The organism is Brenneria sp. L3-3C-1 (assembly GCF_016456245.1).
Lineage (GTDB): Bacteria > Pseudomonadota > Gammaproteobacteria > Enterobacterales > Enterobacteriaceae > Brenneria.
On sequence record NZ_JAEMHF010000001.1, the window covers coordinates 1 to 12,235 of the forward strand.

General features: G+C 44.5%; 8 protein-coding genes. 4 read left to right on the top strand and 4 right to left on the bottom strand.

The genetic code is table 11. From position 1 onward, the window contains the following. Positions 1 to 336 precede the first annotated feature (336 nt). Both avs3b and avs3a read right to left on the bottom strand, forming a co-directional pair. Entirely contained in the window at positions 337 to 1,062 is a 726-nt protein-coding gene (gene avs3b / locus JG725_RS00005; RefSeq protein ID WP_199375996.1) for an AVAST type 3 anti-phage proein Avs3b, read from the bottom strand. After that, the gene (gene avs3a / locus JG725_RS00010) at positions 1,004 to 7,282 is read right to left on the bottom strand and encodes an AVAST type 3 anti-phage nuclease/ATPase Avs3a (RefSeq protein WP_199375998.1); all 6,279 of its coding nucleotides are present in this window, start codon (positions 7,280 to 7,282) and stop codon (positions 1,004 to 1,006) included. The genes avs3b and avs3a overlap by 59 nt, the downstream gene beginning before the upstream one ends. A 427-nt stretch (positions 7,283 to 7,709) precedes the next feature. Between avs3a and JG725_RS00015 the strand changes: the two genes are divergently transcribed. The 3 genes from JG725_RS00015 (at position 7,710) to JG725_RS00025 (ending at position 9,532) form a co-directional block, all read left to right on the top strand. Next, a complete protein-coding gene (locus tag JG725_RS00015) occupies positions 7,710 to 8,654 on the top strand; it encodes an ArdC family protein (RefSeq protein WP_199376000.1) in 945 nt (314 codons plus the stop codon). A 324-nt stretch (positions 8,655 to 8,978) separates the two neighbouring features. Then, entirely contained in the window at positions 8,979 to 9,215 is a 237-nt protein-coding gene (locus JG725_RS00020) for a type II toxin-antitoxin system CcdA family antitoxin (protein ID WP_014699357.1), read from the top strand. Positions 9,216 to 9,217: 2 nt separating this feature from the next. Next, complete coding sequence (locus tag JG725_RS00025) at positions 9,218 to 9,532, top strand: CcdB family protein (RefSeq protein WP_199376002.1); 315 nt, start codon at positions 9,218 to 9,220, stop codon at positions 9,530 to 9,532. Positions 9,533 to 9,565: 33 nt separating this feature from the next. Here the strand turns inward: JG725_RS00025 and JG725_RS00030 are convergent, their stop codons facing one another. Both JG725_RS00030 and JG725_RS00035 read right to left on the bottom strand, forming a co-directional pair. Next, entirely contained in the window at positions 9,566 to 10,255 is a 690-nt protein-coding gene (locus JG725_RS00030; RefSeq protein ID WP_199376004.1) for a lytic transglycosylase domain-containing protein, read from the bottom strand. 79 nt (positions 10,256 to 10,334) lie between these two features. Continuing rightward, positions 10,335 to 10,556, bottom strand: coding sequence for a hypothetical protein (locus tag JG725_RS00035; protein WP_199376006.1), 222 nt, complete (start codon positions 10,554 to 10,556; stop codon positions 10,335 to 10,337). 634 nt (positions 10,557 to 11,190) lie between these two features. Between JG725_RS00035 and JG725_RS00040 the strand changes: the two genes are divergently transcribed. After that, positions 11,191 to 12,228, top strand: a complete 1,038-nt coding sequence (locus tag JG725_RS00040; RefSeq protein WP_199376008.1) for a hypothetical protein — start codon at positions 11,191 to 11,193, stop codon at positions 12,226 to 12,228. Positions 12,229 to 12,235: the final 7 nt, after the last annotated feature.

A 12,235-nucleotide genomic window follows, 5' to 3' on the forward strand; every position in this document is an offset into this window, starting at 1 on the left:
GTCCGCACTCCGCGCTGAATTATCAGACGCCGTCTGAATTTGCGGCGGCCTGGAGAAAGGGTAATTCTGAGAGTGAAGGATCCGACATTACTAACTGAGTGTTGTATCTAATCCTGGGGGCAGGTCAGATTCGCTGCAGTCCTGCATCTTTGCATAGATGATAGGTTTTGCTTATGGCGAGCTTTATATTGTTCTGATTTGAACCGTTGTTCTCTATCAAAAATCTGGATACTGACATAAAAACTCCTTTTACTAAATGTTAAGGGGAATCACAACGTTTTGGGCTAGAGCGTAATATGTTTATTTAATTGTCATGAATACTAGAAATGTGTCATCTTAAACATCGTCACCGTCTTTTTCTGGCTCATCTTCAATTACTGGTAGGGCCTCAAGTTGTGATTTGAGTTGTTCGTCTAACTGAGTGGCCAATGAAAGAAATGCGGCAAGATTTTTTTGTCGTTTTTCCAGAACTCGCCGTTGCGCACTGCTGGGATGAGTTGTGTTTGCTGGGTTACCACGTAATTGAAAAATACGAAATTCAATTAGATCAATGTCGTCGTCTAATCCAGCTTTTTGTGCCAGCTCCACCCATTCTTGAGACTTATCAATAGAATTTTCTGCGGCTAAAGAGAGGCAATAATCAATCAGGATTTTTGAAGACGAATCGATATTTTCGGCCACTTTTAACCATTTCTGAGTTTCCGTAGATTCCTTTTCTCTATTCGTTAGCCCTAGGTTGGGAAAGAAATATCTCGGCTGTTGGTTTTCAGGATCAAGACTTTCTAAAGCCCTTAGGATGGGTTCTAGCTCTTTAAATGGCTTATTGCCAAATGGTAATTCGTAGCGGTTAGCCCAGAAGGCCCAAACAGAGTCCCTGATCTCCAACTGTTTCGCGATGCGCATAGTTTCATTCGTGGTATTTTCTGCGTCGTAAATCAGTTCTGCAATATGGTGAGCCATCCAACGGCCTAACGTATCAACAGAATTGTTTAACTCAAGTTCTTCAACCAGCTTTTTCCCCAGTTGTATAATTGCCGTGTAGCGTTCGGAAGGTTCCGTCATGTTTAACGAGGAAGATTCTGGTACTTGAGGGGATATTCTCGAGCTCATTTTCATTACTCCGCCCATATCTGTCACTCCGCGAGTAGCGATTTACATCAACCTCTATAATGAGATCCATGTTTAATGTAGTTAACACGTTTTTGATAAAATCTACAGAGGCGCAAAGTTTATGACCACTTGGTTTTTCGTCTTCATTTTTTTCTGCTAGGTTACCCCAGATACTGGAGATCATTTCTGGTTCGGTGCTATGAGTGGTATGCCATACTCGCTGGTCTTTATCCGTAGTTAATTTCATGGCTTCAACGATAAACGGCGCTGGCTTAGGTAACGGGAATGTCACATCACCAGCCCATGGGTCGTGTTTATCAATGCCTTTATATTCACTGATGTCTTTAATCCACCCCTTTAATTGATAGGACATATGATCAATTTCCATATCCTCACCAGCACTGGAAATTTTATAGTCATATACATTTTCGGCAGTTTGTAGTGCCCGGAGTAAAGAGAATGATCTTTCAGGTGAAACTAAGGCCGTATAAACGGAAACTGATTCTCTTCGATCAGTACGATTCTCTGACCAGTGCCCCCATACGGTCAGCAATCCAACTGCGGGACTTAATGCTTTGTCAAAAATGTTTTCTGAAATTGATCCCAGCCATTCATTGAGATTACCAGAAGTATCATTAATCCAGCTTGGTCTGATCTCGGGTTGCGGATCTCGCCGATCAGCGAGCCAACGGCCATCGCGGCGTGAAATATCATGTCTTTTGAGCCAGTCCTGAAAAACATCTTCTACTTCGTCGTAACGACTATCAACCAGAGGTTTGGTCGCTAGTAGCTTTCCAGCGCACATGAACATTGCATGATAGGAGAGATAAAAATGGTAGTCATCAACACGTGGATAGGAACCATGGCTGTGATGATTATCTCTGTCTCGATAATAACGCCGTTTGTTCCGCTCATCTTCATCCCAGTTACGGGTTCCTTTAAAACCAAGGTCATCGCGGATGATACATAACATTTCCGGTTCGAGTTGCTTTTGAGATACTCCAAAACATTGACCTAAAGGCTTCAACCAATATGGGCCAAAATCAATACCAAAAGTGTACGAATCTTCGCTCATTAAACGTTCAGACTGACTCATGGTTGAGTCATAAGTTGATCGGTTTATGTTGTAAAGGTTGTCCCTTTCTTGAGCGGTTATAGATATCAACCCAGCTTCATTAAGTGCGAGCAGGGTTCTGGCGGCAAAAAGGCGGATTAATACATGTGGTTGTTCAATTGTTGCGTAGTGATAAAAATAATCGGTATAGGGTATCAGCGCTTTTCCGTCATCTTGCGCGGCACGTGCAACAGCAATTAATAACCATAATTGAGCATGGAGGTTATAGAAGGGGAGATTGCGATCGCAAAAGGGTAGTGTTGAGCAATTTTCAGCATGTTGAAATATTGCTTGAAGTACTTCGGAACGTTCTAGTCGGCAGAGCATAAAAACGGCATGAGCGGCTTCCCAGCGAACGGTTGATTCTGGCGACCCTAGCCTGGCCCATACATATCCCGCAAGAGAATCCTCTACCTGAGTTGGGGGAATTAATGTTGGTCCCCATGGGCCATCACCATCTTCCTCTTTCAATACTTCATTGAATAAGTCCAACCCATAAGACAGGACATTTAATGCTTCTTCTGGGGTCAACTTATCAACCAATAGCCCGACAAGGCTAAACAATTGTCGTGAATCTGATGGTTCTGGTGATTCAGATGTCGCATTTAGAACAATACTGATTAACTCATCTTCATCGAGCCCGGAAAGTTCGCTGGCAAGCTTAAAAGGGAACACTTCGTAGTAGCGATGCTTTCTAATAAGCATGCAGAACCGCTGGCAGTAACTTTTGGTTACTGAAGCAATAGCTGTTTTTATGCTTAATCTGGCTGTCCATTCTTGAGGGATGGATTCAAGGAAAGTCCCGAAACTATAAAGGCTGATCTCAGATAATTCACCAAAAGCGTTAATAAAGTCTTTTTCTTTGCCAAAACTAATAAGAGTTATCGCCTCTTGAATAAATGACTCGGTTGAATAGAGATCAGGTTCATGACGGAAGTTTTGGTATGCGATAGAAATCCCTTCGGATGTGGATAAATCACACATGTAAAAAACTCTTTGCCATGCTGCTTTAGATTTTTCGTCAGTTTCGGTGGCGTGGTCGCTTGTTGATTCCAAATCTGATCTGGACTGCTCTTCAGCTGAAATGTATATATTTAGAACAGTGGGATCTATTCCGATGGATAAAGCAATGGTTTTAATTCGTGCTAATTTTTCTGAACGAGGTGAGGTGAATTGGATGTAATTATAAACCAATTGAAAAAGCGTTTGTTTGTCCTGATCGTTTTTACATAAAGGCAAAGCAGCTATCAACAACTTATCTTCGTCCCACTCTTCCCGGAAAGGGAGTAATGATGTTGCATCAAGTGGATTGATTTTATTTTTCTTTACTAGTTGTTCTATCGTTAGCGCCAGTATATTTCGGTGATCGCCAAACGTACGATCTCGCCAACGACTAATAATGGCCAGAGTGGAAGATGGGCATAATTCAGACAACGCTTTGATCGTATCATTCCATGCAAAATGTTTATCACGATCAACATATTCTCGAGTTAATTCGGCACAGCGTGAAAATTTATAGGCAATTTCTGGTGACGCTATGTTTTTGTCGGCAATGTATTCCGCCAGATCAAGTAATGCTCCCCATCTTTCCAGATTTTCATCACCGATTTTATTGGTGACCTCAATAGCGTAGTTAAAATATTCTTGAGCTTCTGACTTATCGAGTAAAATAAGCGATCTAGCTATATCGATATAGTTCTCAGCCTTGGTTTGTGCGTCATTGTGGTCATCTTTCCACAAAGATAGAGCCTGTTGCGCGAAGATAAATGAAAATTTTTCAAGCCCAATTATCTGCGAGCAAAGATGGGAAAATCTGTGCAATGTCGGTGTAAAGACCCGCTTGTCTTTATGCTGATACCATGCAGTGATTTCTTCGATATCAGCACAGCTAATATCTCCGACTTCAGATAAAATATCGAACCAGATATTAGCTATTTCATCACTGCTAGAGGAATGTTCCGAGTATGAATAACCTTTTATTTCCGCTGATAACTTTTTTGCATCAGCGAGTTGATTATCTAACTCAGCCTTGGATACTTTTCCTAAAAGAGCTTTAGACCATAAGTTATACCAAGGAATTAACACACCACTATATTGCTTTAGTTCGCGAAGTTCCTGTGATTCACTATGCTTGCTTTCAGCGTTTATCTCTTCAATGACCTTTTCAGATGCAATATCACTCAAACTTAATGGTGAATTAGTTAATGTCGCGCGTAGCGCATACATTCGTATATATTGCACACGTTCTTTACTGTGTTCAGAGGACAGGGAATTCGGAGCGGATTGGGGTAAGTAGCGGTTTAAAAGTGTTATAGCTTCGTTGTCATTACAGACATTAAGCTGTAGCGCCATTTCAACCATGCTGGTTATTGCTGCTATTGTCTGATTATCAAATGAGTATCTTATTTTGATTTTCAGATGAGAACTGGCTAATAAACGATAGCCTCTCTTTATAGATTGTTCAGGTAATCGGTAATGGAATTTTCTGGCAATCAGTATAATAGCCAAAATTAATCCAATATCATTTCCTGCCGCAATAGCTAACTGGTTTAGCTCTGTATAACGGCCATGATCCAGTAGTTGTTTGGCAATGATTATGCCGGCATCGAAAGATAATTCCCGAGGTTGCCATTGGCGAAGGCTTCTTGCCGCTTCATCTGCACCATGAATATTGAGATAGGCGATCGCCATAACTGCTGTATCCTGAGCGGTTACGTTTTCTCTTCTGCGTTCATCATCGTTTAGTGAACTCCAGTTATCTAACCATTCCAGAGCAATACGCAGTCGGCTACGGGCGTCACCAGAGAGCTCAGGAAATTCCGATAAAAGTGCTGAGTTGTAGACGTTTAGTGACCCAACCCAACCAGTATCAGAAAAGGCGCGGCGTGAAATAAGCTCCTGAACACTGCGGCTGTCCATAAATTTTGCAGTCAGATCAATATTATCCTGCAATAATTTTCGCTGCCTGCTGTCGCCAGCACTTTCTCCACCTGCTTTAAGTGCAAGTTTTGCAGCATCCTGATACTTCTCAAGGCGTAATGCTGCTTTCAGGGCAAACTGCAGTCTTTGAAACTCAATATCACGGCGTTCGATAGGGCTCGTTTCTGGCAACCCTTGTGATGTCATTGCCAAAGTGACGAGTTCCGAAAATTGCCCAGCCTCAAGCATTAACGGTGGTAATACTGACGCAGCGTAGGCACTATTTTTTGTTAATGGCGTCAGCCGGGCAATAAACTGACGAAGCTCTTTTTCTTTAGGGCGATATCGTTCCTGAAACCACGTCTCAGCGGGTTCATCAAAGAACTGGATAGTATCCCCATTGACGATTAGCGGCCGCCCAAGATCCAACGCAAAACTTTTTATTGCGGATTCATCGATTTCAGCGATGGCAGCCAAAATGGCTATGGGAATGAGTGGGCGAAGTACCGCCAGTGCTGCACAAATAAAATCGATCTGCGCTCGTTCTGTATGCCCTGTAGCATCTTTCAACTGTCCGATGGCGGCTTCGAGCACTTCTCCGATAGTATCCTCCACCGTTTTGGGATTAGGACCTAACAATCTCAATGTTTCTGACAGTGATAAACGTCGCGACAGTGATAACGCCTGTACTCTGGGGTTATGAGAGCTCAGTCGATGGAATTCATCCACATCCTGATCATTTGCATCCGGGAATATTCCACGCAGATGTGCGGCAGTTTCGCTACGGTCGAAAGGCTGTAAAGTCAGGCTAGGCGTGCCGGGGCGTGGATCAAGTAGGCTCTGCCTATGTGGTCTGCAAAGAGCGACAATACAAACGCCTGCGGGAATATCCTCTCTGAGTAGATCTCTGATAAATGAACGTGATTCGTTGATTTCCTCTGCAGCCATTTGTGCATTATCTGCGGCATCAACAATAATGCACAATATTGCCTGAGGATGTGACGCCCGAAGCGTGGAAACCCCTTGAGCAATACGATACATAAATGCCCGCATATAGTGAGAAATGTCAGTACTCGCGTTCGGAATTAAAGGATGGCATAGACCATATGAGGCTATCTCATTGGCAATCTGTACTAATGCAGTTCGGTGATGATGGCGATAGGCTGAAGCATTGCGATATTGACCATTACCAAAGCAGTCATACAGGATACTGACTGACCCCTCAGGCAGGTGTTGATGAATGCGGGTTGAGAAAATTGATTTGCCGACACCAGCGTCTGCATGAACGATGATAGGTGAGCCCATGGACTCAACAATATTTTTGACCAGTGAAACCTCTTGTATTCGAGGTATCACATTATCAATTTTCTCTATCAGGCAAGGTGCGGGGAACAGATCTGTTTCGTCTACCCCTAACACACGTAAAACATCCATTCTGGTAATAGCAGGATCTGACACACTTTCTGATAGCGCTTTCCGGGTAATCAGTTCTTTTAGGTTCAGAGGGGCTTGGGTGTCGAGATCGGGGAGATATCCGTTAGATTCTCTCAGGAGAATATTTCGCTGTTCCCAGTAACCATCCTGTCGTTCTTCAATGCGAAGCATTTGGCAAAAGGACACCAACCTTTGATCTTCCAGACCTGTGAATTTTTTTAGTTTAGCAAGGTCGTCTGGATGGCGAGGAGGGCGTTGATTTGCCATATCTGTAATTGCTTCACTGAAACTCGTACTGACAGGGCGGTTAGTGACAAACCATAATTCAAGCTTAGTATGCAAAGATTCAGCAGGAAATCGCTGCAAAAGTTCTTTATACCGTTTAGCGAATCCTTCTATCGTTTTCTGTAATCCGCTGGGGGGCCATGCAGTTTCAGCATGTAATGTTGAATGCTTCAATTGCATATATCTGACAGTAGTAGCTTGCTCGAACTCATTACTGCCATAGTATTCGGCAATATCAATGATCTCTTCGCCTTCCTCCACCGATGGTTGTGATCCCATTTCCGCTGTCGAAGCACCTTCAATGGTAATTGCAGTTAAAGACGCTTTAGGGTCTAACAATCGGAGGGCTCTGCGGGCAGCCCAAAGATAGTGAAATTGATCTCCATCCCTACTGGCTCGAACAAGCAAGCTGTCTGACATTGAAATTGTCCTTATATTCAGATAGGCCTTCTTGATTATAACCCCTTACATTTTAAGTGACTATCTGCACGATGGAGTTGATGTGAAATAGGCCTGAGCGGCGTAAATGCTCCCGTCTTAATCGGCACGGATGACCATTTATCTACGTTTATCACGAAGAACTAAAATCATCCGCCCAAACCCCAAACCCCAAATCCATTTCCCCTCTGCGAACCAAGGGGCGCTACGCCCGCCTATGCAGGGTCAGTTTTTCTCCCGTGTGCCTTCCGTTCCCGTATCAGCTTCCGTTTAATCGTTTCCCAACACAACCCGTCCCGCAAGGGTAAATGGCACGCATTCTGCGCCCTTGCTGACCGGAACGATGCCGGGAAAGCGAACCGTCAGGCGATACGAAGACGAAAATCACACCACTGACGGAGAAAAAACCATGACGATTTCCCTGCATACCCAGACTAGCGCCCCTAACACCGCAGCGGCTACCAGCGTATCCCCGCTGGAGCAGTCAGGCTCCTTAAAAACGAAATTTTCTAAAACCAAAACCGATATTTACCAGACCGTCACCGACAGCATCATCGCCGCGCTGGAAGCCGGTGTAAAACCATGGTCTTGCCCGTGGCAACGAGTGCCGGGCATGTCTGGGTTGCCTTCCAACTTCGCAACCGGTATCGCGTATAGCGGAATGAATATCATGCTGTTGTGGTGCAGAGCGTCAGAACAGGGCTTCGATGATTCACGCTGGATGACCTACAAACAAGCACAGGCAGTAGATGGGCAGGTTCGCAAAGGCGAGCACGGCACGACAGCCATTTTCTATACAACCTTAGAGAAAGAAAACGAAGACGGTGAAATCGACCAGATCCCGATGCTGAAGACCTTCAATGTGTTCAATGTTGAACAAATTGATGGCCTTCCACTGACAACTGAAACCGTCAGCCCAGAAGCAACCTTTGACCCGTTGCCGGAGGCTGAAAATCTGTTCCAGAAGAGCGGCGCAAACATCATTGAGAAAGGACAAAATGCCTTTTTCAGACCGTCTACCGATGAAGTCTGGTTGCCGGAGCGCCATCTGTTTTCAGATGCAGCTAATTTCTATGCTACCGGCCTGCATGAACTGGTTCACTGGAGCGGTAGTAAAAAACGCCTTAACCGTGAAATGAAAGGAAAATTTGGCAGTGCAGATTATGCGGAGGAGGAATTAGTGGCGGAGCTGGGAAGTGCTTTTCTGATGGCGGATTTGGGGATTGTTGGAGAGGTGCAGCATGAAAGCTATATTGCCTCATGGCTCCAGGCGCTGAAAAACGACAAGCGCTATGTTTTCAAAGCGGCCAGCGCCGCCTCAAAAGCGCATCGTTACCTGATGGGTAAAATTTGAGTCGGTGATGATAAGCCGCAAAGGAGTGCGGCTTTAACCTTATTGCGGGGCGGCAGAGTGACAGAAGTCTCAGGGAGATTAATTTCCCTGCGAATTTTCCGGGCATTCGATGCCCGGAAAATTCGCAGGCTGCGGTGCGGGCGGCAAAGAGCCCGCGCATCCCGCAAACGGCGTTTGTACACCGCTGATTGCTAAACGACGGCCCAGGTATGGCGGCTGACTGTGAAGTTTGCAGGACTGCAACGGTAGCAGAGCCTGTTTTTGGTGTTATGATAAGTGTATTATGCCGTGTAATGCGCACGTATTTCATACAGGAGAGAAACCATGACCGCGAAACAACGCAACACGCAGAGCGTGACCATGACAGTAGAGCGTGCCTTACTGGTAAGAGCGCGTGAAGCGGGCATTAATCTGAGTGCTACCCTGACAACCGCCCTGGATGCAGAGCTTCGCTATCATGAAGCGAAAAAATGGCAAGAAGAAAACAGGGAGGCTCTCGCAGCACTAAATCGTTTTCATGATGAGCAGGGTTGTTTCAGCGATGAATACAGGACGTTTTAACCATGCAATTCACTGTATACGGTAATACCGGGAAAAGCGTCGTTTACCCGCTGTTGCTCGATGTCACGAGCGATATTATTGGACGATTGAATCGTCGGATAGTGATCCCATTGCTCCCTATTGAAAAGTATCCGGCAGGCCGCCGACCGGATCGCCTTGTCCCCGTCGTCAGGCTGACGGACGGCAAAGAATACGCCGTAATGACCCACGAGCTGGCAAGTATCCCTGTCCAGGCCCTGGGTGCGGTGTTTTGTGATGCTTCGCAGTACCGTTCTCAGGTAAAGGCTGCAATAGACTTTCTCATCGACGGGTTCTGACGTTTCTTTCTATTCTGTTAAACAGGCATGCCTTTAATCGTGGCTGACGGGAGCCTGTTCAAGTTCGTCTATAATTACAGGCATGGATACATCGCCGCGAATGATGGCGTCGGGATAGTGCAGGGAGGTCAAAACCGGTGTGGCTTTATCGGTAAGTTCACTGCGCAGTACGGTGGTCGGATAATGAACATCTGATGTGGATTGGCTGGTGGTACTGCGGTTGAGATCTTCCCGCGTAGACGGGACCGCATAGCCAATACGCTGAATATAACTGGTTTGGTTAAAGGCGGATTCTGGCTGCTGACCCGTATCGAAATTGTCGGAATAGTAACAACTGAGTGCTATTTTCAGCGTGCCACCGCGTTGGTAGCAGTCGGTGAGTATTCGCTCAAAAACAGACAGATTGGTGCAGGGATCTAACAAGTCATGTGCTGTTACGCCGTAATGGCGAAAGTTGGTACTGGTGATTTGCATCAGCCCGACCGAATAGCGGCGACCTTTCGCTGCTACCCGCTTGATGATGTTGGCGGCAGTTTGTTTGCTGGTGGGCTGATGAGAAATGACGCCTACGCTACCGGGCGCTCTTTCTTCCCTTGGCACAATTTCAGCGATGGCGTAAGGATTAAAGCTGAATTCCACTTTAGCCACATCAAACGCGGTGGAGGGGTGAATCGTGGCGGCACACTGCATGGCCGCCACCAGAAAGGCAGTGGGGGAAAGCATAGTTGCCTCGGTAAAAAGTCGAGCCACACGTAGTCATCAGGCTGGCGGTGGCAGGGGAGAGGTGCGTGAGGAGGGTGCGTTAATCGTGCTGGGGGGCTTGCTGTGTGTCGCTATCGTCTCTCGGCTCAAGGAGCACCAGCTTGCCGGAGACAGCAATACCGGGTGTCAGTACGATGTTCAATCCAGGTTTTCCGTTATGAGCGAACGCCACGCCGACTTTTGTCCAGTACGTGTTTTTCTCTCCGTTAGAATTGGGCTGGTTTTCCTGAGTGACAAATACGTGATAGGTAGGTTTTCTCATACTATTTCCTTTAATAAAAAGTCATGGTGAACTAACTCAATTGATCACATCCCGATTCTGCATTCCGGTTTCAACGGGTCAGCGAGAACATTCAGCGGCACCCTGAATTTTGGTTGCGTGACAGCCCGATTCGTATTTTTAAAGAGCAATACTCGACCCGGACGAATAAACGTCCATAAAGCTCGCCAGTGGAAGGTGGCACGATTAGCGTGCGATATCAGCGTTAGGAGGGAAATGCTAAAATCAAAAAGGAAGTGAGAGAGAAAATAAATAGCGTGGTAATTGTTTGAACGGGTGGCTGTTTAGCTTGGTTTTGAGTTGGCACTATTGTAAGTTATGGGTATACCTAATCTGACAGACAGCCTTGTGTCAGAAGGGGGGAAGTAGTGGGTATTGCTGCATGTTTAATAGGTTCCACCGCTCGAACGTATCAGGCATTGCCTAAAATGCATTGTTCAGAGGATGGGGATTGAAGAAAATCCGCGAACATATCCTCTGATATGTCTGTTAAATCTGTTGCAATTCACTTTTTTCCTTTCCGCGACCATAATTTACTTTCCTGTTTTTGCTGGCGTCTGTTATAAAGAAGAACTCTAAAACTCAATAGAATAACTTATTATTAAACAGATCCTCTATGAAAAAAATATGGAATTCATTAAACTTTGGTGTCGCGCACTTTTTATTGTTCTATATGGCAATATTCGTTGTCACGCCGAAGAGAACGCAGCTATACCCCATTGTTATTTGGTTTGGTATGATTATCTTTAGCGGGTTAATTGTGCGATTTTACTGGCGTAAAATATCGTTTAATCAATCTGTTACTCGATTTCGGAATAATCATAAAAAAACGCCAAGAGTGGCATTACTTTCGACATTACTGTTTTTGTTAACTTGCGTTTCCTTTAAAATATCCAATTATACTAGCATCGTCATTCCGAATACGTTAATATTCATAACTGCAATATTAATTATCTACACCATTGTATCCCATATAAAATCAATCGATAACAAAGAAAAAACCATAGCCCTGAGAGTAAAACTAGCAGTTAAATATTCATGGCTAATCGTGTCATTTATCTCATACTATCTCGCTCGTTCGTTAACATCTAATTCATGGGATATTCCTTTTGACACCACATTCAATAAACTCATAACGGTAGTCACAGCGTTACTTTTTATTTTTATCTTCTATTATGTCATTTACTTTATTTTTATTGCTTTTTTATCCTCTATCACCTCGCAAACAAAAAAGATAAAGAGAAATTCTTCTGTTGACATTAACTATTCAATGTCGATTTTTGCTCCGCTGTTTATTATTGGCTATATTTCATATATTGCATTTAATGTACAAGCGCTTTCTATCATCAAATTTGGTTTCGAATTTTCCATGAAATATGATACGCGCGACACTTTTTTTTGCAATAATAAATATATGTTACTTAGCGAACATCCTAATGCCCGTTTTATGTTTATCTCTCAAGGAAACTATCGCGCATTAATACCGCATCATGATGACTTTACAATCTCACGTTTGACCTGCACGAATAGTGAACCTTTCTATTCTCTAGTTAGTTTAAAGGATAAAAAAGACCTCATGCTAGCAGCTTTGGAAAAGCGGGCAGAGGCGCTTACCAGTGACATGAAGGCGATAATGTCCCCGAATGTTCGATGACGCACAT

Excerpts from the sequence above, each read along its gene's own strand:
- JG725_RS00020 (WP_014699357.1), top strand. The coding sequence starts at position 8,979 with ATGACCGCGAAACAACGCAACACGCAGAGCGTGACCATGACAGTAGAG.
- JG725_RS00025 (WP_199376002.1), top strand. The coding sequence starts at position 9,218 with ATGCAATTCACTGTATACGGTAATACCGGGAAAAGCGTCGTTTACCCG.
- avs3b (WP_199375996.1), bottom strand. The coding sequence starts at position 1,062 with ATGACGGAACCTTCCGAACGCTACACGGCAATTATACAACTGGGGAAA.
- JG725_RS00040 (WP_199376008.1), top strand. The coding sequence starts at position 11,191 with ATGAAAAAAATATGGAATTCATTAAACTTTGGTGTCGCGCACTTTTTA.
- JG725_RS00030 (WP_199376004.1), bottom strand. The coding sequence starts at position 10,255 with ATGCTTTCCCCCACTGCCTTTCTGGTGGCGGCCATGCAGTGTGCCGCC.
- JG725_RS00015 (WP_199376000.1), top strand. The coding sequence starts at position 7,710 with ATGACGATTTCCCTGCATACCCAGACTAGCGCCCCTAACACCGCAGCG.
- JG725_RS00035 (WP_199376006.1), bottom strand. The coding sequence starts at position 10,556 with ATGAGAAAACCTACCTATCACGTATTTGTCACTCAGGAAAACCAGCCC.
- avs3a (WP_199375998.1), bottom strand. The coding sequence starts at position 7,282 with ATGTCAGACAGCTTGCTTGTTCGAGCCAGTAGGGATGGAGATCAATTT.